Source organism: Neorhizobium sp. S3-V5DH (assembly GCF_004343065.1).
GTDB lineage: Bacteria > Pseudomonadota > Alphaproteobacteria > Rhizobiales > Rhizobiaceae > Neorhizobium > Neorhizobium huautlense.
This window is the reverse complement of record NZ_SMCL01000011.1, coordinates 42,833-65,555: the sequence shown is the minus strand read 5'-3', so window position 1 is coordinate 65,555 and position 22,723 is coordinate 42,833. Positions and strand designations below refer to the sequence as shown.

18 protein-coding genes are annotated in these 22,723 nt (G+C 60.0%); 8 read left to right on the top strand and 10 right to left on the bottom strand.

Translation table 11 applies throughout. The features are described 5' to 3' along the window. Nucleotides 1-368: 368 nt before the first annotated feature. From EDE09_RS16290 to EDE09_RS16270, 5 genes are all read right to left on the bottom strand, one after another. On the bottom strand, nt 369-2,378 hold the full coding sequence (locus EDE09_RS16290) for an aldo/keto reductase (RefSeq protein ID WP_132411716.1): 2,010 nt from the start codon (nt 2,376-2,378) through the stop codon (nt 369-371). 30 nt (nt 2,379-2,408) lie between these two features. Continuing rightward, a complete protein-coding gene (gene ugpC, locus EDE09_RS16285) occupies nt 2,409-3,491 on the bottom strand; it encodes a sn-glycerol-3-phosphate ABC transporter ATP-binding protein UgpC (RefSeq protein WP_132411714.1) in 1,083 nt (360 codons plus the stop codon). Between the two features lie 13 nt (nt 3,492-3,504). Next, nucleotides 3,505-4,341 (bottom strand): carbohydrate ABC transporter permease, encoded by an 837-nt coding sequence (locus tag EDE09_RS16280; protein WP_132411712.1) that lies wholly within the window; start codon nt 4,339-4,341, stop codon nt 3,505-3,507. Continuing rightward, complete coding sequence (locus EDE09_RS16275; RefSeq protein WP_132411710.1) at nt 4,338-5,201, bottom strand: sugar ABC transporter permease; 864 nt, start codon at nt 5,199-5,201, stop codon at nt 4,338-4,340. The genes EDE09_RS16280 and EDE09_RS16275 overlap by 4 nt, the downstream gene beginning before the upstream one ends. Before the next feature lie 64 nt (nt 5,202-5,265). Then, the gene (locus EDE09_RS16270; protein ID WP_132411708.1) at nt 5,266-6,540 is read right to left on the bottom strand and encodes an ABC transporter substrate-binding protein; all 1,275 of its coding nucleotides are present in this window, start codon (nt 6,538-6,540) and stop codon (nt 5,266-5,268) included. Nucleotides 6,541-6,625: 85 nt separating this feature from the next. On the opposite strand from EDE09_RS16270, the gene EDE09_RS16265 reads away from it, so the two are divergent. Beyond that, nucleotides 6,626-7,537: a helix-turn-helix domain-containing protein gene (locus EDE09_RS16265; protein ID WP_132411706.1), complete on the top strand. Its 912-nt coding sequence runs from the start codon at nt 6,626-6,628 to the stop codon at nt 7,535-7,537. A gap of 31 nt (nt 7,538-7,568) precedes the next feature. Here EDE09_RS16265 and EDE09_RS16260 read toward each other — a convergent pair whose 3' ends face one another. Beyond that, a complete protein-coding gene (locus EDE09_RS16260) occupies nt 7,569-8,411 on the bottom strand; it encodes an AraC family transcriptional regulator (protein WP_245505163.1) in 843 nt (280 codons plus the stop codon). Between the two features lie 244 nt (nt 8,412-8,655). Here EDE09_RS16260 and EDE09_RS16255 point away from each other — a divergent pair, with 244 nt between their 5' ends. The 6 genes from EDE09_RS16255 to EDE09_RS16230 all read left to right on the top strand — a co-directional run bounded on the left by EDE09_RS16255 (nt 8,656) and on the right by EDE09_RS16230 (nt 17,653). Further along, entirely contained in the window at nt 8,656-10,122 is a 1,467-nt protein-coding gene (locus tag EDE09_RS16255) for an alpha-glucosidase/alpha-galactosidase (RefSeq protein WP_132411704.1), read from the top strand. Between the two features lie 124 nt (nt 10,123-10,246). Further along, nucleotides 10,247-12,334, top strand: coding sequence for an ABC transporter substrate-binding protein (locus tag EDE09_RS16250; protein ID WP_132411702.1), 2,088 nt, complete (start codon nt 10,247-10,249; stop codon nt 12,332-12,334). Nucleotides 12,335-12,439: 105 nt separating this feature from the next. Continuing rightward, a complete protein-coding gene (locus EDE09_RS16245; RefSeq protein ID WP_105372406.1) occupies nt 12,440-13,447 on the top strand; it encodes an ABC transporter permease in 1,008 nt (335 codons plus the stop codon). A 1-nt stretch (nt 13,448) separates the two neighbouring features. Next, nucleotides 13,449-14,582: an ABC transporter permease gene (locus EDE09_RS16240; RefSeq protein ID WP_132411700.1), complete on the top strand. Its 1,134-nt coding sequence runs from the start codon at nt 13,449-13,451 to the stop codon at nt 14,580-14,582. A 10-nt stretch (nt 14,583-14,592) separates the two neighbouring features. Then, nucleotides 14,593-16,260, top strand: a complete 1,668-nt coding sequence (locus tag EDE09_RS16235) for an ABC transporter ATP-binding protein (protein WP_132411698.1) — start codon at nt 14,593-14,595, stop codon at nt 16,258-16,260. Between the two features lie 22 nt (nt 16,261-16,282). Continuing rightward, nucleotides 16,283-17,653: an alpha-glucosidase/alpha-galactosidase gene (locus EDE09_RS16230; protein WP_132411696.1), complete on the top strand. Its 1,371-nt coding sequence runs from the start codon at nt 16,283-16,285 to the stop codon at nt 17,651-17,653. 169 nt (nt 17,654-17,822) lie between these two features. Here the strand turns inward: EDE09_RS16230 and EDE09_RS16225 are convergent, their stop codons facing one another. From EDE09_RS16225 to EDE09_RS16210, 4 genes are read right to left on the bottom strand one after another with little or no spacing between them, the layout of a single operon-like run. After that, a complete protein-coding gene (locus EDE09_RS16225) occupies nt 17,823-18,596 on the bottom strand; it encodes an ABC transporter permease (protein WP_132411694.1) in 774 nt (257 codons plus the stop codon). After that, nucleotides 18,580-19,410, bottom strand: coding sequence for an ABC transporter ATP-binding protein (locus EDE09_RS16220; protein WP_132411692.1), 831 nt, complete (start codon nt 19,408-19,410; stop codon nt 18,580-18,582). Before EDE09_RS16220 ends, EDE09_RS16225 begins: the two co-directional genes overlap by 17 nt. A gap of 12 nt (nt 19,411-19,422) precedes the next feature. Beyond that, on the bottom strand, nt 19,423-20,424 hold the full coding sequence (locus tag EDE09_RS16215) for an ABC transporter substrate-binding protein (protein ID WP_132411690.1): 1,002 nt from the start codon (nt 20,422-20,424) through the stop codon (nt 19,423-19,425). 45 nt (nt 20,425-20,469) lie between these two features. Continuing rightward, nucleotides 20,470-21,552, bottom strand: coding sequence for a 4-oxalomesaconate tautomerase (locus tag EDE09_RS16210; RefSeq protein ID WP_132411688.1), 1,083 nt, complete (start codon nt 21,550-21,552; stop codon nt 20,470-20,472). Between the two features lie 114 nt (nt 21,553-21,666). On the opposite strand from EDE09_RS16210, the gene EDE09_RS16205 reads away from it, so the two are divergent. Continuing rightward, the gene (locus EDE09_RS16205) at nt 21,667-22,566 is read left to right on the top strand and encodes a LysR family transcriptional regulator (protein ID WP_132411686.1); all 900 of its coding nucleotides are present in this window, start codon (nt 21,667-21,669) and stop codon (nt 22,564-22,566) included. The last annotated feature ends 157 nt before the right edge of the window (nt 22,567-22,723 follow it).

Sequence of the window (22,723 nt, the reverse complement as noted above, 5' to 3'; positions counted from 1 at the left end):
GTGTCAAAAGGGATGGGCAGGCAGTCGGTGTGTTAGATGGGTGTCAGGTTTTCTGCCTGCCCGATCGCTTCGGCTTTTCCGGGGAATATGGCTGCGGAGGGTCCAAATTCCGAAACCATTTCGTCCCGGCGGTTGGCGCCCTGACGGCGTTGCCCTGCCTTAAACGACCGCCATCGAGCGCCGGATGCTCCCCGTTTGCGGAGACCGGTTCGCGACCCGGCTCCCTGCTCGATGACGCGATCAATATAACCGCGCCCGAATGCGGGGATGGAAGGGGGATGTTTTTCGCAGTTGGTCGCTGAAACGGGACGGCAATTTCTTCGCTGTCCGTCGAAAACATCCCCCACCTCGGGGATATTGTCGCGCGCTTACGAACCGTTCTCCAGCCATCGGATCTGCTCCGGCGAGAGCCGGATATCGAGCGCCGAGAGACTGTCCTCAAGCTCGCCCACGGTTCGCGGTCCTATCAGCGGTATGACGGGGAATGGCTGCGCGATGACATAGGCCAATGCCACGTGGATCGGGTGGCGACCGAGTTTTCCGGCAAGTTCGATTGCCCGGTCGCGGCGCTCGAAGTTCCGCTCCGAATACCAGACGCGCACCAGTTCCTCGTCGTCTTGCTTGTCGCGTCCGGCCCGGTCCGTGAAGAACCCGCGTCCCTGGCTCGACCAGGCGAAATTCGGCATCTGCTTTTCCGTCAGCCATGCCTTCCAATCATCGTCAGATGCGGCAACACATCCTGCCCAGATCGGGTCGAGCATCTCGGCGAGGGAAAAATTGTTGGAGAGCGCCCCTGGCACCGTCTTCCCATTCTTCCGGGCATAGGTGATCGCTGCGTCCATCCGCTCGCGGCTCCAGTTCGAGCCGCCGAAAATGCCGCGGATCCTGCCGCGCCTAACTTCCGCATCCATTGCGTCGACGAATTCGCCGACCGGTATGTCAGGATTGTCCCGGTGCATGAAATAGACGTCGACATAATCGGTCTTGAGCCTGTCAAGCGATTGATCCAGTTGCCTGGCGATGACGTCGGGATAACAAAGCGGCGAATGCGCGCCCTTGCCAATCAGGACAAATTCTTCGCGCGGCACCTGCCGGCTCGTGTGCCAGTCGCCAAAAATTTTCTCCGTCTTGCCGGCGCCATAGACATAGGCGGTATCGAATACATTGCCTCCCGCCTCGTAAAAAGCGTCCATGGTCAATGACGCCGCGGCGAAATTCGGGAAGAACTCGAAGCCGAGGCTGATCGCTGAGGCCTCCTTCGCAACGCCCGGAATCTGCCGCTTCGGAATGCCGCTGCCAAGACGCACCTTTCCGCCGGTTATGTTGGTGGAACGCCTGGCGGCCGTTTCCACGGCGTATTCCAGGCCGACCGAGGCGCGCCATTGGTCAAGAACGCGCAGATTGCCGAGCGAGTCCGCAGCGGTCATCCCCGGCCAGGAAAATTCACCACGCCCCCCGCGGATCGCCTCGCCGACCGCATCGACCTCGAAGGAATAGAGGTACCGTTTCTCTTGAAGTTCGATGGTTTCGCGCTCGTCGCCTTTGATGATCTCGATCCGTCCGGCGCCGCCCTGGCGGCCCGAGGCGAACCAGAAGTCCTTAACCTCGATCCGCCCCTTGGAGCCGATGATGCGAAGCGTATTGTCCTGCTGCGCCATGATCGAGCAGGAAACTTCCGCGACGATGCCGTTTTCGAACTTGAGGACGGCAGAAGCCCATTCGTCGACACCGGATTGGCCAAGATGGGCCGCGCCGGCCACGGTCTTGGGCTCCATGAAATCCCTGCCCTCCACAGCTCCCGCAATCAGCCGGGCCATGGATACGGGATAGCCTCCGACGTCCAGAATGCCGCCGCCCGCCATGTCGCCATTAAAGAGCCGGTGCTCCGGCTTGAAGCTTCCCATGTTGAAGCCGAAGCTCGAGCGGATGATCCTGACGTCTCCGATGACGCCGCTCTTGACCAGCTCCACCAGTTTCGCCGTCTGAGGGTGCAGGCGATACATGTAGCCTTCACCCGCAAAGACCCCGGCCTTTTTCGCTTCGTGGAAGATCACGTCGGCGTCGAACGCGGAAAGCGCCATCGGCTTTTCGACCAGCACATGTTTGCCGGCGCGGATCGCCTTGATCGCCCATTCTGCATGTCCGACATGGGGGACTGCGATATAGACTGCGTCAATCTCGGGATCCTTGAGCAGTGCGTCGTAGCCCGCGACGACCTTCGCTCCCGGAAAGGCTTCCGAAAGACCGGGCTTGTCCGGATTGCGGGTGGCAATGGCGGCGAGCCGGCCGGTCTGCGAATGGGCAATGCCCTCGGCGAAGGCCCGTGCGATGGTGCCCGGGCCGATAATACCCCAGCGGACATGGTTTTCTGCAGTCATGGTTGTTCCTCTGATACTCTTTGAAATCGCTTAGCGAAGGCGATTGCCTGCTTGATCGAAAAGAAAGACGCGTCGAGCCGGCACGCCCACAGTCAGGTACTGGTCGTCGCCCCTGTGACGGCTCTCGGGCTGCTCGATGACGACTGTCTCACCGGAAAGGCGTGCGTGGACGTAGCTGGTATTGCCGAGATGCTCCGCCACCTCGACGGTCACCGTCAGGTCCGCATCGCCTTCCCCGGCCTGGGTAAAATGCTCAGGTCGAATGCCAAGCGTGACAGGTGTGCCGGCGTCGATCTCACTCGAAAGCGGGAACGTGAACCGGATATTCCGGTCGGACGAGAGTGCAACGACCGCTCCGTCCGGCGTCTTCTCCACCACATCCGCCTTCAGGAAGTTCATCTTCGGCGAGCCGACGAAGCCGGCGACGAACTGGTTGGCCGGATCGTCATAAAGATCCAGCGGCGCACCCACCTGCTCGATATGCCCTGCCCGCAGCACGACGATCTTGTCTGCGAGCGTCATGGCCTCGGTCTGATCGTGCGTCACATAGATCATCGTGGTTCCCAGCTGCTTGTGCAGCTTGGAAATCTCGACCCGCATCTGGACGCGGAGCTCTGCATCGAGGTTCGAAAGCGGCTCGTCGAAAAGGAATACCTGCGGCTCGCGAACGATCGCTCGTCCGATGGCGACGCGTTGGCGCTGGCCACCCGAAAGCTGGGCAGGACGCCGGTCCATCAGTTCGTTGATCTGCAATATGTTTGCAGCGAGCGAGACCCGGCGGGCGGTATCGGCTTTGGGGTTGCCGTTCCTTTCCAACCCGAAGGAAAGGTTCCGCCGGACGGTCATATGGGGATAGAGCGCATAGGATTGAAAGACCATTGCGATGCCGCGATCGGAAGGCTCGGTGTCGTTGACCACTTTTCCGCCGATGCTGATCGTGCCGGCGGAAATATCCTCAAGGCCGGCGATCATGCGCAGCAGGGTCGATTTTCCGCATCCGGATGGTCCGACGAAAACGGCGAACTCGCCGTCCTCGATCTCCAGGTTTGCTCCGTGGACCACCTGATAGGCCCCGAAACTCTTAACGACATTTTCGAGTTTGATTTTCGCCATGATCCCTTCCCGACTATTTGACCGCACCGGCCGAAATCCCGGCGATGAAGTGGCGCTGCAGGAAAACGAAGACGACCAGCACCGGGGCCGTTAGCAGCACCGCCCCTACCATGATGCCGCCCCAGGAGACCCTGGTGAGGCCGATCAGGGTTCCGAGCGCCACCGGCGCCGTCATCATGTTCGGCCGCGAATTGATCAGCAGCGGCCAGAGGTAGTTGTTCCAGGAGGACAGGAACAGGATGATCGCAAGCGCTGCCATCGTCGGGCGCGCCAGTGGCAGGGCGATGTGCAGAAAGATCCGCCACTCCCGCACGCCTTCCACCCTCGCCGCATCAAAGAGTTCGCCCGGCATCATCGAAAAAGCCTGGCGCATGAACAGGACGCCGAGCGAATTGAACAGCGGCGGGACGATCAGCGCGATCCATGTATTGGCGAGCTTGAACTCACGCGCGACCATGATGAACTGCGGAATGACGACTACCGCGAAGGGCAGCGTGATCGTTCCGAGAATGATCGCGACCACCATGGTGCGGCCGGCGAACCGGTAACGCGCCAGCGCCCAGCCGGCCATGGAGGTCAACATGACCGACAAGGCCGTGTAGATAATTGCGACTGTGATCGAGATGAACATCGCGCGGATGAAATTCGTATCCGCCTGCAGATTGCGGAAGTTGGCCGCGAATTCCGCCGAGGGCCAGAGCACGATTTCGGGGCTGAAGATGCCGTGGTCTGGCATGGTCGAGAACACGACCATCATCCAGAGCGGAAAGAGCCAGATAATCGCAAGCGGGGTCAAGACCATGTGCAGCGCGATCCTTTGCACCGTGAGCGAGCGGGATTTCGATCTCATTTTTTCTTCTCGCCTCCGAGCATGAGGTTGAGCAGAGAAATCGCCACCGCCAGACCGGCGATCGTATAGGCGATTGCCGAGGCGTAACCGAAGTTCAGCGAGGTGAAGCCTTGGCGGTAAAGCAGCAGCCCGAGTGTCTCGGTTCCTCCGCCCGGTCCTCCCCGGTTGGTGATCAGGAAGGGTTCGGTGAACAGCTGCATCGTGCCGATGACCGAGAGCACGACGCAGAAGCTGATGATCGGCTTCAAGAGCGGCAGGGTGATGTGGACGAATTGCTGGAACTTGCTCACTCGATCGAGCGTCGCTGCTTCGTAGACATCGTCGGGAATGGATTGTAGGCCGGCGAGGAGGATGATGGCGTTGTACCCCGCCCATCTCCAGGTGATCGCGATGATCACCAGCGCCATGGCCGCGTTGGCATTGTCGAACCAGGAGACGGGCGACAATCCGACCGAGGTGATCAGCTTGTTGATGATGCCGAAATCGGCGCTGAACATTAATCTGAAGACTGCGGCATAGGCCACCTCGCCGACCACGACAGGAGCGAAGAAGGCGAACCTGTAGAGCGGCCGTGCCTTCAGAAGCGGAGAATTGAGAAGGACCGCCATGACGGTCGCGAGCGCGATCATCACCGGCACCTGGATCACCAGGATGATCAGCGTATTGTAGAGCGCGTTGTAGAAGGCCGGATCGCCGAACAGCCGCCCCCAGTTTGCAGACAGGCTGAACCGCCACGGATTGACGCGCGTGTTCTGGAACGAGATCAGCAGCGAGTTTATGATCGGCCAGAGCCAAAAGGTGACGAAGATCAAAAGGTAGGGGGCAAGGAAGGCATAGGCCGCCCTATTCCTCGAAAGCATCTCGTTCTCCTGTCAGGAATTGCCAAGCGGGAATATCGGGCGGCTTGACGCCGCCCGATAATTCTCATTGCGCAACGGGCAGTCCGGTGGCTGTCGCAATCTGCTTCGCCGCGTCATCAAGAGCAGCCTTCGCGTCCGGGTAACCGCCGGCGAAGTACTTCGTCTGTGTCGCCTGGTAGATCGCATCCGCATCGCTCTGGAAGGCCGTGCCCCGGCTTGGAACGATTTGCGGCAGAGTGACGAGGATATCCGACCAAACAGCCTGGCCGCCCCAATAGGATTGCGGCTCCTTCACAAACGGATCCTGCACCGCCGACAGAAGCGACGGAACCAGCCCGAATGCTTTCAGCATCGTGACCTGGCCCTCGTTGGTGGTCAGGGCATATTCGATGAACTTCCAGGCGGCTTCTTTGTTCTCGGAAGCGGCGCTGAGCGCCAGGGACGAACCTCCGAGGTTGGCTGCCCGAGGGCCGTCGGCCGTCAGGCTCGGCATCCGGTAGACGCCCCATTTGCCCGCCAGATCGGGAGAGTTGGAGCGGATAGACCCTTCGAACCACGCGCCATACATCTGGCTCGCGGCCTTGCCCGCGGTATTGGATTGGATTTTCTCATCCCAGATCGCGGCCGTGATCAGGCCGGCATCCTTCATCTCCTTGATCTTCTCAAGTGTCGCGACGCAAGCGGGCTGGTTGATGGTGATCGTCTCGCCGTCGGTCGAGAAATAGCCGCAACCCTGCTCGTTGGAAATCATCCGGAACCATTCGCTGTCGCCGTTGAAATCGGCTTGTGCCATCACGGTTCCCGGATTGGCAGCCATGACCTTCTTCCCTGCGACAATGAAGTCGTCCCAGGTCTTGATCGTCGCGGGATCGACGCCGGCCTTTTCATAAAAATCGCGGCGATAGAAGAGGGCAACCGGTCCGGAATCCCACGGCACGGCGTAAGGAACGCCGTTCAGTTCAAGCTCGGTTCGCTTGAATTCGGGGAAGAGTGCCTGGATTTCCGGCGTATAGCCAACCTCACTGAGGTCGGCGAAACAATCGGGGAAGCGGTTCCAGAAGACTTCCGCTTCGAAGTTTTCAACCGAGACGATATCCGGCAGGCCTTCGCCTCCCGCCGCGCAGGCTGCGAGCGTCTTATCGTAGACCTGGTCGTTGCCGAGATCCTCCACCGTCACCTTGATGTCGGGATATTTCTTGTTGAACCCTTCGAGCGTCGCTTTGAGAGACGAGGCCGCGACGTTCCAGCTCCAGATGGTGATTTGGACGGACTCTGCGAATGCCGTGCTCGATGCTAGCAGTACGACCGCGGCCGTCGGGCCCGCGAGTTTGAAGCGCATTGAAAACCTCCCTTTTCCAATTGCTGTCCCTTCGGAACGTGCCTAAATTATCGCCTGCGAAACATCTGTCTCCGAAAAAGGGAACATGGATTTGGCGGAAAGTAAGGTAGTCAGCAAAGCGATCTACCACCCAGGCGCAAGCAGCATAGAAGGCCTGCCGACTGCCTTGCAGATGTTTTTCAACCACCCGCCGATCATGCTGATGGCGCACTGGCACGCGCAGGTGGAGGTGAATTATGTGATCCGCGGCACGGTTCGCTATCGTATGGGCGAGCATGATATCCGGCTCAGCGCCGGCCAGATGTGCCTCTTCTGGGGTGGCCAACCGCACCGGATGGACGAATCCTCGGACGATTCTCTTTATGCCGGCGCGCATCTCCCGCTGGTGCATTTCTTTCGCCTGCGGCTGCCGGGCGACCTCTCAAGCAAGCTCATGCATGGGGCCACTTTGCTGACATCGGCCACAGATGCGGCGGACAAGGAGAACTTCGCGCGCTGGTTCGAATATGTGACGTCGGGCAATTCCCTCAAACGCCAGCATGCCGTGGACGAATTGCTGCTTCGGATCGAGCGCATCGTTCTCGATTCCTATTGTATGATACCCGAGGTTCCCTCTGGCGCTGACACCGCCGGCCCTGACCAGCCCTATGCGCAGTCGGCCAAAAGCGTCGCCCGCATGTGCGACTTCATCGCCACCAATTTCATGCAGGATATCGACACGATCGACATCGCCCGCGCCGCCGATCTCCATCCGAAATACGCTATGAATATTTTCCGGCGGTCAACCGGAATGACGCTCAGCAAATACGTCAACCTCCTGCGGCTCTCCCGTGCCCAGGCGCTTCTGATGCAGGACGGAGCCAATGTGCTGCAGGTCGCCATGGACAGCGGCTTCGGTTCGATCAGCGCGTTCAACAAGTCCTTCCGGCATATTTCGGGCATGTCGCCCTCCGATTTCCGGCGGGATAGCCGCTTTGCCGCCCACGCAATGTCCTAAGCGGAAATGCCGTCTCGGGCAGAGACCAACCCTATCTCATCTTGCCGATGCTGGCATACATGCCGGTGGTCCGAAACTCGGTGGGGGTAATTCCGTAGACGCGGCGAAATACCTTGGCGAAATAATTCGGGTCGTCGAAACCGCACATGATCGACACTTCCTTGACGGGCAGGAAGTCGCCTTTGGTCAGAAGTTTCGCCGCACGCTGCAGCCGTTGCTGCAGCACGTATTCTGCGGGTGGAACCCCTTCGCTCTCGGCAAAGCTTCGAGAAAAATGCGCGCGGCTGAGCCCGACGATTTCAGCCAGTTCGCCGACAGGAAGCGGCTTATCCAGATTGGCATTGATATGGTCGATGACGGGCTGCATCGCACTTTGCTCCGCGGCAAAGGCCGGTGAGCCGAAGACATCGTCGTAAAGCGCCATTGCCGCTTCATAGGCAATGGCGGACGCCACGCCTGGCGTGGTGGCGCCCTTGACCAGCCGCAAGCTGCAGTCGGCTAGGTGATCGATCGTCGAGGGCTGCAGCTTGAGCACGGGGCCGGCGAGTGCCAGGACCATCTTGTGGATCCGCAGCGTCTCTTCGCCATGCATCGAGATCCAGAAATATTCCCAGCGCTCGTTCTTCTCGAGCCAGTAGCGATGGTTGTGCGGCACGAGCAGGAGGAAGGTGTCGCCGGCTTGCAGCCGATAGTTCCGGTTCTGATAGCGCAGCCGGCCGGAGCCGCTGATCGTGTGTTGCAGGACCGTGAAAGGGATCTGGCCACGCTTTCTGCCGTCCCAGTCATAGACCTCGTTCTGGCGCACTTCATAACCGGCGCTGGTCGGCATGGCGTGCAGCCGCTGGCGGCCCCGCGGGAAGGAAACCGTTCTCATCGACTGTCCGTGGGCGATCAAATCCTGCAGCACAAATTTACCCTCAAAAGCATAATACTTCTCTGGCGACCCCTACCGAATTGCGCATAATCCACCGCATCGGAGGAAGGGGACCGCGGCCGGACGTCAAGCCGGGAGGACCAAATGCTCAAAACGAGGCATTTCCGGGCCGCGTGCGTGAGCGTGCCGTCTATCCACCTCTGCGCCACTCCAATCTAGCATTTCTCGGACCAGGGTGAAGGACATGAGTTTCAAAATCGCTATCATCGGAGCAGGCAGTGTCGGCTTCACCAAGAAGCTGTTCACCGACATTCTCTGCGTGCCGGAATTCCAGGACGTGGAATTCGCCCTGACCGATATCAGCGAACATAATCTGGAGATGATCAAGGCGATCCTCGACCGGATCGTCGAGTCCAATCGGCTGCCAACGAGGGTTACCGCGACAACTGATCGCCGCCGCGCGCTGGAGGGTGCCCGCTACGTCATCAGCTGCGTGCGCGTCGGAGGCCTGGAAGCCTACGCGGAAGATATCCGCATCCCTCTCAAATACGGCGTCGACCAGTGCGTCGGCGATACGATCTGCGCGGGAGGCATCCTCTATGGCCAGCGCAATATTCCGGTCATTCTCGACTTCTGCAACGATATCCGGGAAGTCGCCGCCCCTGATGCCAAGTTCCTGAACTATGCGAACCCCATGGCGATGAACACCTGGGCTGCCATCGAATATGGGAAGGTCGAGACGATCGGTCTATGCCACGGCGTGCAGCATGGCGCCGAGCAGATTGCCGAGGTGCTTGGAGCCAAATCTCTGAGCGAGCTCGACTACATCTGCTCCGGCATCAACCATCAGACATGGTTTGTCGATCTGCGCCTCAACGGCCGTAGAATAGGCAAGGATGAGCTGGTCGCTGCCTTCGAGGCACATCCGGTCTTTTCCCAGCAGGAGAAGCTGCGCATAGACGTACTGAAGCGCTTCGGGGTCTATTCCACCGAAAGCAACGGCCACCTCTCGGAATACCTGCCCTGGTACCGCAAACGCCCGGACGAGATTGCCAGGTGGATCGACATGTCCGACTGGATCCATGGCGAGACGGGGGGCTATCTGCGCCACTCGACCGAAACCCGAAACTGGTTCGAGACCGAATTCCCGCAGTTTCTCGCTTCCGCCGAAAAACCGCTCGATCCGGCCAAACGTTCGAATGAGCATGCCAGCCACATTCTCGAGGCTTTGGAAACGGGCCGGGTCTATCGCGGTCACTTCAACGTCAAGAACAGTGGTGTGATCACCAACCTGCCCGCTGACGCGATCATCGAGTCGCCGGGCTTTGTCGATCGCTTCGGCATCAACATGGTTGCCGGCATCACCCTGCCGGAAGCCTCTGCGGCGACCTGCATTTCGTCCATCAACGTCCAGCGCATGTCAGTTCATGCGGCCATCAGCGGCGATATCGATCTCCTGAAACTCGCTGTCCTGCATGATCCGCTGGTCGGTGCGGTCTGCACGCCAGAGGAAGTCTGGCAGATGGTCGATGAGATGGTCGTGACGCAGGCCCGCTGGCTGCCGCAATATGCCGATGCCGTCCCGGCGGCAAAGGAGCGGCTCGCCCGCAGCACGGTGAGGACGCGCGATTGGGCGGGTGCGGCACGCCGCAACGTGCGCTCCATCGATGAACTGCGCGCGGAAAAGGAGACGCTGAAACAGGCTGTGTGAAAATGCTTCGGCAAAGCCGGCTAGGACCGGATCTTCGGGAGGAAGGTTGTCGCCCGGAATTGGCTTTGCGATCGTTCGAGGAGAAACGGAGACGCTGCGGCGCTCTGAACAGGAGGGAGAGGCGATGAGCAATTTCAAAACTGCCGGCATGCTTGCCGGACTGGCACTCGGTGTCTCGGTCGGGGCGATGAGCGCCCATGCATCCGAACCGACAACGCCGCCGGTTCCGCCGCAATTTCCGGCGGAAGGCAAGATCAAATATGTATCGCGCGACTCCATCGTGGAGTTCAAGGCGCTGTCCGAATATCACGAACCGGATTGGCTAACGAAGAAGTTCGTCTCCGCCGGGAAGCTGCCTCCGGTCAAGGATCGTCTGCCGAAGGAGCCGCTGGTCTTCAAGACGGAGAACATGCCGGACGGCGCGGGTATCTATGGCGACACATTGCGCCATGTCATCGGCGGACGGCCGGAAGGCTGGAACTACGGCGCCGGTCAGACCCAGGGCTGGGGCGGCATCGACATCGGTCTCTCGGAATGCCTGACGCGCACGGCGCCCTTGTTCCAGGTCGAGGCGAAGGATACCGAGCCGCTGCCCAATCTCGCCAAAGGCTGGGAATGGTCCTCCGACGGCCACAAGCTCACCATGCATCTCGTGGAGGGCGCCAAATGGTCCGACGGCGATCCCTTCGACGCAGACGACATCATGTTCTATTGGGAAGACGAGGTCATCGACCCGAACGTCTCGCCGCTCGGCGGCGGCGCATCCCCGGAGGCCTTCGGCGAGGGAACGACCCTCAAGAAAATTGACGCATATACCGTGGAGTGGACCTTCAAGGAGGCCTTCCCGAAGCAATATCTTTACACCATGGCCTATCCCAACTTCTGCCCCGGGCCGTCGCATCTTCTCAAACCGCAGCATCCGAAATATTCGAAAAACACATACGACCAGTTCAAGAACGCCTTCCCGCCAGAATTCCTGAACATGCCGGTGATGGGCGGCTGGGTGCCGGTCGAATACCGGCCGGACGACATCATCGTGATGCGGCGCAACCCCTACTACTGGAAGGTCGACGAGAAGGGAAACCAGCTGCCCTATCTCAATGAGCTACACTACAAGCTTTCGACATGGGCGGATCGGGATGTGCAGGCAGTCGCCGGCTCCGCCGATATTTCAAATCTTGAACAGCCCGAGAACTTCGTCGCTTCGCTGAAGCGCGCTGCCGAAAAGACTGCACCTGCACGCCTTGCCTTCGGACCCCGGCTGATCGGCTATAACATGCGCATGAACCTCTCGGGCAACGGTTGGGGGGATCCCGACGAGCGCGGCCAGGCAATTCGCGAGCTCAATCGCAACGAGGACTTCCGCAAGGCGATCACCATGGCGGTCGACCGCAAGGCGATCGGCGATTCCCTCGTCAAGGGTCCGTTTACCGCCATCTATGCGGGCGGCATTTCTTCCGGCACGAGTTTTTACGACCGCAACTCGACTGTCTATTATCCCTACGATCTTGAGGGCGCCAAGGCCCTGCTTGCCAAGGTCGGGCTCAAGGATACAAATGGCGACGGCGTCGTGAATTTCCCGGCCGGCACGGCCGGTGGCAGGAATGTCGAGATCGTTCTTCTGGTCAACAACGGCTACGCGACCGACAAGAGTCTGGCGGAAGGTGTCGTCGGCCAGATGGAAAGGCTGGGCATCAAGGTCATCCTCAACGCGCTCGACGGACCCAAGCGCGACGATGCCCATTATAGCGGACGCTTCGACTGGGCAATCCAGAGAAGCACGCCGGAACTCGCTTCGGTCGTGCAGAATACCGAGCAGCTTGCCCCTGTTGGCCCGCGCACGAGCTGGCATCACCGTGCAGGCAAGGACGGCACGCTCGATCTCATGCCTTACGAGAAGCAGCTCATCGAAATCGTCAGCAAATTCCAGACCAGCCAGAACAGCGATGAGCGCGTCAACCTGATGAAGCAATATCAGAAAACGGCGACGGAGCATGTCGATACCATCGGCCTTACCGAATATCCGGGCGCGCTGATCATCAACAAGCGCTTCTCGAATGTCCCGCAGGGCACGCCGATCTTCATGTTCAACTGGGCCGAAGATTCCGTCATCCGCGAACGGCTCTGGGTCGCGGCGGACAAACAGGGCAAATACGAGCTTTTCCCCGAGCAGTTGCCTGGAAAACCCGGCGACAAAGGCCCGATGAATTAACCGAGTCCCCCTCCCAGTGAAGCAACCGGCCGCGCGTCGTGACGCGCGGCCGGAAAGATCCCGACAACAGGCCGGCTGCGGCCATCAGGAGAAGCGAACCGTCCGATGCTACGATTCCTGCTCGTGCGTATAGGCTCGGCGATCCCCGTCCTCGTCATCCTGAGCGTGGTGACCTTCGCGATCATCCAGGCGCCACCCGGTGACTATGCCGACTATATCCGTTCGCAGCTCATCAATCAGAGCGGCGCCTCCTTTGCCCAGGCGGAGGCCCAGGCTCAGGCATATCGTGCCGAGCACGGCCTCGATAAACCACTGATCATGCAGTACCTTAACTGGATCAAGGGCATCGTCACCGAAGGTGATTTCGGGCATAGCATGTATTACAACAGGCCCGTCGCGGATGTTGTCGGAGAACGTCTGCCACGCACGCTGGCGCTGGCGCTTGTCTGCCACCTCCTCGCCTCGCTGCTCGGTATCGGCTTTGGGATCTGGGCGGCGACGCGACAGTATAGCTGGATCGACAATCTGCTTTCGGGCATTTCCTTCCTCGGCATGACGGTGCCGCGCTTCCTGATGGCGCTGATCATCGTTTACCTGCTCGTCTTCCAGTTCGAAGTCTCGGAGATAGGCAGCTTCTTTTCACCCCAGTATGGCGGAGCGCCGTGGTCCTGGGCGAAATTCGTCGATCTCGTCAGCCATGTCTGGCCGGTCGTGGCGATCGCCACCTTCGGCGGGCTGGCCTACAATATGCGGGTCATGCGGGGCAACCTGCTCGACACGCTGAATGCTCAATACGTGGAAACGGCGCGCGCGAAGGGCTTGTCCGGCGGTGCGGTCATCATGAAGCATGCCGTCCCGAACGCACTGCATCCGCTCGTCATGTATCAGGGAGTCGCCCTCCCCTACATGCTCACCGGCGAGATCGAGACGGCCATCATCTTCGCCCTGCCGACCGTCGGTCCCGCCATAGTCGGCTCGATGGCGATCGGAGATGTCTACGTCACGGCGACGTTCATGATGGTGCTGTCGGCGACGCTCATCGTCGGCAATATCATCGCCGACCTGCTGCTCGTCATGCTGGACCCGCGTGTCCGCCAGTTCGCGGGGGCCTGATATGCTCGCTTTCGATACCGCACCGACATCGACGCAAGAGGAAACAGTGAAGCACGGGCCGGACGGCAACGAAAGCTACATGGCCCTTGTCTGGCGCCGGCTGAGGCGCTCCTGGACAGGCTTGATGGGTCTCGTCCTTGTGGCCCTGCTGATCGTGATGGCCGTCTTTGCGGATTTCTTTGCGCCGATGGACCCCAAAGCCACCCATGTGGGCTTTGCGCCGCCGCAGATGATCAGTTTCCATGACAAGGACGGTAACCTCGCCTTTCCGCCGCGCGTCTACGCGCTGGCTGAATCCGACGAGCTGGATCCGGTTACTTTCCAACCGGTCCTCGGGCCGGATTACGACAATCCGCGCCTGCTCGGCTTCTTCGTAAAGGGCGCCGAATACAGGCTGTTCGGCCTCATACCTCTCGACCGGCATTTCTTCGGCACGGTCGACGGGCAACCGGTGCATTTCCTCGGCACCGACAAGTTCGGCCGCGACGTGTTATCGCGGGCAATCGTCGGCTCGCGCATTTCCTTGATGATCGCGCTCGTCGTCGTTGGCATCGTGACCGTTATCGGCACCACGGTAGGCCTGGTATCCGGCTATTTCGGCGGGACCTTCGACGTCTGGGTGCAGCGGTTTGTCGAGCTGGTACTCGCCTTCCCGCAACTGCCCCTCTATCTGGCCCTGACTTCGCTCATTCCGATCACCGCCCCCACCAACGTCTTTCTGGGCTTCGTGATCATGGTGATGTCGGCATTGGGCTGGGCGCAAATGTCGCGCGAGGTGCGCGGCAAGACGATGGCGCTGGCGCGCGTGGACTATGTGCGGGCGGCGATCGCCGTCGGCGCAACCGACCGGCGGATCATCTTCCAGCACATCCTGCCGAACGTGATGAGCCACGTGATCGTCGCGGTCACCCTGCACATCCCGAGCGTGGTCCTGCTGGAATCCTTCCTGGGTTTCCTCGGCTTTGCGGTGAAGCCGCCGCTGATTTCCTGGGGCCTGATGCTGCAGGATACGGCAAACTATTCCGTCATCGGAACCTATCCGTGGATCCTGGCGCCTGTTTTCTTCGTGCTAGTAACCGTCTTCGCATTCAACGCGCTGGGCGACGGACTGCGCGACGCAGTCGATCCTTATTGAGGTGATGACAATGGCTCTTTCGCTTGTGAATTCCCTCGCCCCGCCGCTCCGGCACGATCACGATCAGCGCATCGACAGACCGATCATGGATGCCCGCAATATCGGGGTGAGCTTCAAGGTCGAGCACGGCAATGTCCAGGCGGTGAAGGACATTTCCTTCCAGCTCTATCGCGGAGAGACGATTGCCATCGTCGGCGAATCCGGTTCGGGAAAATCGGTGACGGCGCGCACCGTGATGGGACTGTTATCCAAACGGGCCGTTGTTTTGCCGAAATCGAGCATCGACTACGACGGCAGCAATATCTTGAAGCTTCCGGAACGAGCCCGCCGCAAACTGCGCGGTAACCGCATCTCGATGATCTTCCAGGAGCCGATGAGCTCGCTCAACCCGATCTATTCGATCGGGAGCCAGCTTGTCGAGGCGATCCGCGTCCACCGGAAGACGAGCCGCAGGCAGGCCGAAGCACGTGCGCTGGAGCTTTTGAAGCAGGTCCAGATTCCCGATCCCGAGGCGCGGCTGAAACAATATCCGCATCAGCTTTCCGGCGGCCAACGCCAGCGCGTGATGATCGCCATGGCGCTTGCCAATGAACCGGACGTGCTGATTGCGGACGAACCGACGACCGCGCTCGACGTGACGGTGCAGGCGCAGATCCTCAATCTTATTCGCGATCTTCAGGAAAAGTTGCGGATGGCGGTGATCCTCATCACCCATGACCTGACGGTGGTGCGCAAGTTTGCCGACTACATCTATGTGATGCAGCATGGCGAGATCCGCGAGCACAATACCAAGGAACAGCTCTTCGCCAATCCGCAACATCCCTATACGAAACATCTGCTTGCCTCCGAGCCCCGAGGCCGCGCCAATCCGCTTCCGGAAGGCTCTGACGTGATTTTGAACGCGAAGGGCGTGCGGGTGTCCTTCATGCTGCGTCACGGCGGCTTTTTGAAGCCCGACCTGCGTGAGCTGGTGGCCGTCCACAGCCTGAACCTGGTGCTGTGCCGGCACGAAACGCTCGGCCTCGTCGGAGAATCCGGTTCAGGCAAGACCACTTTCGGACAGGCACTGGTGCGGCTCAACACGCCGCAAGCAGGCGAGATCACCTTCGACGGGCAGCCGATCCACCAGCTCTCGCGGGCCGGCATGCGCCCGTTGCGCTCGCGCATGCAGATCGTCTTTCAGGACCCCTTTGCCTCGCTCAATCCACGCATGACGATTGGCCAGATCATCGAGGAGGGCCTGGTCGTCAACGGTCTTGGCGTCACCAAGGCCGAGCGCCTCGAGCGCGTGCGGGCCGCGCTTTCCGCAGCCGGCATGCCGGGCAATATCCTTTCGCGCTTCCCGCACGAATTTTCAGGCGGCCAGCGCCAGCGTATCGCGATTGCCCGCGCCATCGCACTGGAGCCCGAATTCATCCTGCTCGACGAGCCGACCTCGGCGCTCGATCTCTCCGTTCAAGCGCAGATCATCGAGCTTCTGCGCAAGCTGCAGGACGAGCGCGGCTTGAGCTATCTCTTCATCTCACACGATCTGAAGGTCGTGCGCGCCCTCTGCCACCGGGTGATCGTCATGCAGCACGGCAAGATCGTGGAAGAAGGTCCCGTCGACGAGGTTCTCACCCATCCCAAGACCGCATACACCGAACGGCTGGTCAAAGCCGCTTTCGATGTCGCCTAACTGCCGAATGCCGGAGGTTTACATGGCAGCTCATCCCAAGATCGCCTTCATCGGAGCCGGATCCACCGTCTTCATGAAAAATATCGTCGGTGACGTTCTTCAGCGTCCCGCGCTGTCGGGCGCAACCATCGCGCTGATGGACATCAACCCGCAACGGCTGGAGGAAAGCGCCGTCGTCGTCAACAAATTGATCTCGACGCTTGGCGTCCAGGCAAAGGCAGAGACCTATTCCGATCAGAAAAAGGCGCTGGCGAACGCGGATTTCGTGGTTGTCGCCTTCCAGATCGGCGGCTATGAGCCCTGCACCGTCACGGATTTCGAGGTGCCGAAAAAATACGGCCTGCGGCAGACGATTGCCGATACGCTCGGGGTCGGCGGCATCATGCGCGGGCTTCGCACCGTGCCTCATCTGTGGAAGATCTGCGAGGACATGCGTGCTGTCTGCCCGAATGCGATCATGCTGCAATATGTGAACCCGATGGCGATCAATACCTGGGCGATCGCGGAGAAATATCCCGACATAAAACAGGTCGGCCTCTGCCACTCGGTTCAGGGAACCGCGATGGAACTGGCGCACGACCTCGATATTCCCTACGAGGAGATCCGCTACCGTTCGGCCGGCATCAACCACATGGCCTTTTTCCTGACCTTCGAGCACCGCCAGAAGGACGGCTCCTACAGGAATCTCTACCCGGATCTTCATCGTGCCTATCGCGAAGGCCGAGCGCCGAAACCTGGCTGGAACCCGCGCTGCCCGAACAAGGTGCGCTATGAGATGCTGAAGCGGCTTGGCTATTTCGTTACCGAGAGTTCGGAGCATTTCGCCGAATACACGCCCTATTTCATCAAGGAGGGCCGCGAGGATCTGATCGAAAAGTTCGGGATCCCTCTTGATGAATACCCCAAGCGCTGCATCGAGCAGATCGAGCGCTGGAAGGGGCAGGCGGATGCCTATCGCAGCGCCGACAAGATCGAGGTGGAGTCATCGAAGGAATATGCCTCATCCATCATCAACTCGGTCTGGACGGGCGAACCCTCGGTGATCTACGGCAATCTGCGGAACAACGGCTGCATCACCTCGCTGCCGGAAAATTGCGCGGCGGAGGTGCCCTGTTTGGTGGACGCTTCCGGAATACAGCCCACCTTTATCGGAGATTTGCCGCCGCAGCTCACCGCGCTGATGCGAACCAACATCAACGTGCAGGAACTGACGGTGCAGGCGCTGATGACCGAAAATCGCGAACACATCTACCACGCCGCGATGATGGATCCTCACACCGCAGCCGAATTGGATCTCGACCAGATCTGGTCCCTCGTCGACGACCTGCTGGATGCTCATGACACCTGGCTACCGGATTGGGCGCGCTCCACCCAGAAGGCTCGGGTTGCCTGAACCGGAATCGATTGGCGACTCTCCCGCCCTGCCAAAGTCCTCCGGGAATGGAACCAGGCCATAGCAAGGCTGGAAAGTCGATACCTCCCAGTGACCGCCAAATGATACATGCACTCTCCCTTGTAACAGGGAGAGTGCATGTGAAGTGGTTCGTCGGTTCTCGCTATCGTCACGCAGGCCGTTCGGAGGCGCTTGGCCGCCACTTGATGAGATGCTTTTCGGCGATGTCCAGCATGCTGTCGATAATCAGCACAAAGATCGCGAGGATCAGGATGCCGGCAAAGACGCCGACCGCATCGAAATTGCCTTCCGCCTGAGCGATTAGATAGCCAAGCCCGGCGGAGGAGCCGAGATATTCCCCGATGATCGCCCCGACGACGGCAAAGCCGACCGAAGTGCGCAGCGAAGACAGGATCCAGCTTGCCGCCGCGGGGAAATAAACGTGACGAAGCAGATCCGACCGCTTGGCTCCCAGAATGCGGGCGTTCGACAGCACCACCGGGTTCACTTCACGGACGCCCTGCATGGCGTTGAAGAAGGTGACGAAGAACACCAGCGTCACGGCGAGCGCCACCTTGGACCAGAGACCGAGGCCGAGCCAGAGGACGAAGATCGGCGCGAGCACGACGCGCGGGATCGCGTTCAGGCCCTTGATGAAAGGGTCCAGAATGCGCGCCGCCGAACGGCTGAGACCGAGCCAGACGCCTGCCGCCACGCCAAGTGCCGTTCCGACCAGGTAACCGAGCACGGTTTCCGTCAAGGTGATGGCCACATGGCTATAGAAGCTGGCGTCCATTATCCAGGATACCACCTGATTGAAGATGTCGACCGGAGCCGGGAAGAAGAAGACATCGATGACCCCGATGGTGACACCGAGTTGCCAGCCGCCAAGAATTGTTATCAGCAGCGCGACCTGAATGAGACGTTCAGTCATGGCGTTCATAGCTTTTCTCCACTTCGCCGCGCAGCGACGACCAGATGTTGCGGTAAAGATCCATGAAGCGCGGATCGAGCTTGATTTCAGCGACATCGCGCGGACGTTCGAGATCGACGGGGAAGCTGTCGATCACCCGCGAGCGTGGCCCGGCGGCAAGCACCACGACCCGATCTCCGAGCGCGATTGCCTCCTCAAGGTCGTGCGTGATCATCACCACGGCGCGGCGCTCTTCCTGCCAGAGACGCAGGAGTTCGTTCTGCATCAGGTGCCGGGTATGGATGTCGAGCGCCGAGAAGGGCTCGTCCATCAGGATGACCTTCGGGCCGGTGATCAGCGCCTGCGCCATCTGTACGCGCTTGCGCTGCCCGCCTGACAACTGATGCGGATAGCGGTGCTCGAAGCCCTTCAGTCCGACTTTCGCCAACCATTTCATCGACTGCTCGCGTCGCTCCGCAGTGCCCACACCTTTGAACATCGGACCGAGTTCGACATTCTCCAGCGCGGTCTTCCAGGGAAGCAGGGCATCCTGCTGGAACAGATAGCCGATATCGTTCTGAACCCCGCGTACCGGCTGACCGTCGATCGCGACGGTACCGCTGGAGGGTTTCAGCAGCCCGGCGATTGCGTTGAGAATCGTGCTTTTGCCACAGCCGGTCGGTCCCACGATGGCGAGAAACTCGCCATCGGCAACGCTCAGATTCACATCCTGCACGGCCACATAGGAGCCGAAGGACATGGTGACCGCGTCGATTGAGACCATCGGCTTTGCCTGATGCGGACTTTCCGTCGGGGGGGTGGGTTTTAGTACGGCCAATGCCATCTTCTCCTCCTGTCAGTTGGCGGCGACGTTCGGGACCTTGCCGACGAACTCGTTCGTGTAGGTTTTCGTAAGGTCGATTTCGGCCGCGGCGACTTTTTCGTTGAAGCTCTTCAGGACGGCGAGCGGAGTCTTGATGTCTTCCTCGTCCATGCGGCCATCCTTCGAAAAGATCGCCTTCGCATTCTCGACCGCCTTGATGTAGGTATCACGATCGCCGGAGATGAACTCCTTCGGCAGCTTATCGACGATCTCTTCGGCAGAGTGGCTATTCATCCACTCGAGCGCCTTGACCGTCGCATTCGTGACCTTCTGGACGGTTTCCGGATTGTCTTCGATATAGCTCTGTGTGGCATAGAGGACGGAAGTCGGATAAATCCCGCCATAGATCGCCTTGGCACCTTCGTCGCTGCGCCCGTCGATCAGGATCTTGCCGACGCCTTTGGCTTCGATGAAGGTTGCTGCCGGATCGTAATTGACGAGCAGGTCGACCTTGCCTTGTTCCAGCGCCGCCACCGCCGCGGAGCCGGAGCCGACACCGATCAGCGACACGTCATTTGCGGACAAGCCGTTGCGCTGCAGGTAATACCGAACGAAGAAGTCTGAAGACGAGCCTGGCGAGGTGATGCCGATTTTCGCTCCCTTGATTGTTTCCGGTTTTGCCGGATCAAACTTGCTGTCCTTGCCGCCCGCCAGCACGAGCCCGGAGTTGCGGGCCAGTTGGACGAAAGCGACAACTGCCTTGTTCTGGGACTGCATCTGGATGGTATGGTCGTAAAAGCCGACTGCGATATCCGTCGAGCCGGCCACAAGCGCCTGAAGCGTCTTCGATCCGCCCGATGCGAAGTTCTCGACGGTCACCTCCAGGCCTTCCTTTTCGTAAAGGCCGAGCCCCTGGGCGACCGGAAAAGGCAGATTGTTGAGGTTGTAAGAGCCGACACTGATGCGGACCGGATCTGCCAATGCGGAACCGGCAAAAGCGACAGTTGCCGCGAGGGCGAGCATGAATTTGCGCATGATATTCTCCTCCTGTTGGTGGCGCCCTCCTGGCGGCCACGGTTATTATGCCGCACAACCCAGTTGCGTGACAGGTTTTGCGAAGACTTGTCCGTCAAACAGCCGCCTGGCTGTTCGAAGAATCCCGGCAACGACTTTGCCGTCTCGTTCATAAAGCTTGACGTCCAGGTGGCCGCTCGGGTGCTCGATCGAGAGCACCAGCGGCGGCTTCTGCGTGCCGACGAGGAGCGAGGCAACGGTGCCCTCTTTGATGCACGCGGTCGCGATTCCCACCGCCCCTGTGGTCGCGAGCGACGGGTGACATTGATGCGGCATGAAATAGCGCACGTTGATTTTTCCTCCGGAGTTCGGCCTCGATATGAGGACGGGCTTCGGCGTCACCTGATTGCGCACGTCGCCAAGGCCCATCCGTTCGCCGGCTGCTATGCGCAGCATTTCCAGCCGTGCCAGCAATTCCCTGTCAGCATTGAGTTCAGCCGCTGTCTCGAAGCCGGTCGCGCCGACGGAGACTGCTTCGATCAACATAATCGGCATTGCGCAGTCGATGCAGGTGACAGCCACACCGTCGATCAGGTCCACTGGCCTGCCGGTGGGAAAGAGCTGTCCGGTGCGAGCCCCGGCCGCGTCCATGAACGTCAATGCGATCGGCGCAGCACGACCGGGCACGCCGTCGATCGCAGCATCACCGAGATAGGAGACGCTGCCGTTTGGAGTAGGAACTTCGGCGTCGATCAGCTTGCCGGTGTTGACGTTATGGATCCGGACGAGCGTCGTTTCTCCACGAACGGGGACAAGTCCGGCTTCGATGGCGAACGGGCCGACCGCAGCCAGCATATTGCCGCAATTCGGCGAGGTGTCGACGATCTGTTGATCGACACGCACCTGCGCAAAGAGATAGTCGACATCGGCGCTTGGAATACTCGATGGCCCGACGATCGCCACCTTGCTCGTGACGGGGTTACCGCCGCCAATGCCATCGATCTGCAGCGGATGACCCGAACCCATCACGGAGAGCAGGATTCGGTCGCGCTCACGAGTATCGGAGGGAAGATCGCGGGCCAGGAAGAATGGCCCCTTTGAGGTGCCGCCTCTCATCAGTACGCAAGGGATCGCGAGCAGATCGTTCATCGCTTGTGCTTCCATTGGAATTATGTCATCGCCGTATCAATCGACGCTGTTTGATCCAATTATCGGAATATGCGTTTATTTGTGAAATGCGAAGAATCGGAGGATTGATGCAGGATGAGCATTAATTGCGAGATACTTGATCTTCGAGCCTTCCTGAGCGTCGTGGAGTTGGAGAGCTTTCATCGCGCGGCCGACGCTCTGCATCTGTCACAGCCGGCGCTGAGCCGCCGCATTCAAAAACTGGAGCAGGTTATCGGAGCACCTCTCCTGGAACGGACAACCAGGCATGTGTCCGCGACGGCCCTCGGTACGGAGCTCGTGCCGCTCGTCCGGCGCATGCTGGAGGAGTTCGACGGTTCTCTGTTTGCGGTCCGTGACGTCGGACCCAATCGAGGCGGACTGGTGACGATCGCATGCCTTCCCACGGCGGCATTCTACTTCCTGCCGACCGTCATCCGACAGTTCAACGAAGAGTATCCGAACATTCGCTTTCGAATCCTCGATCTGCCGGCGACCGACGGTCTTCAAGCCGTGGCACGCGGGGAAGTGGAGTTCGGCATTAACCTCATGGGCACGTCGGATCCCGATCTGACCTTCGAGCGGCTTGTGGAAGACCCTTTCGTGCTGGCAGCGCGCAGGGATCATCCCCTCGCGGCCAAGCCTACGGTCGGGTGGGCGGACCTGGAACCCTATCATCTGATCACGGTTCATCGATCGAGCGGCAACAGAACGCTGCTCGACGCGGCACTGGCAAAATCAAACATCAAGCTTCGCTGGTTCTACGAGGTGACCCATTTGTCCACCTCCCTCGGATTGGTGGAGGCGGGCCTCGGGATTTCGGTGCTGCCACAAATGGCAACCCCGCGAGACGATCATCCGTTCCTGATCACCCGGCCCATCCGCAATCCCGAGATATCCCGCACGATCGGCGTGGTTCGCCGCCGCGGCGGCACCTTGTCGCCGGCGGCAGAGCGATTTCTCAAGATGCTGATGGGTGTATGGGGAGGTGATTGAGAAACGCGAAGAGCGCGACAGCCGCAAAACCAGAAGTCTCATGTGACCATAGCCTCTTTTTCCGCGCACCGCGAAAAAAAGCAAAACCGATGAAAAAAAACCGTTGGCCGATCGTCTTTGGGTCTGGAACGCATGCCGCGCATGCGCCGGAACCGGG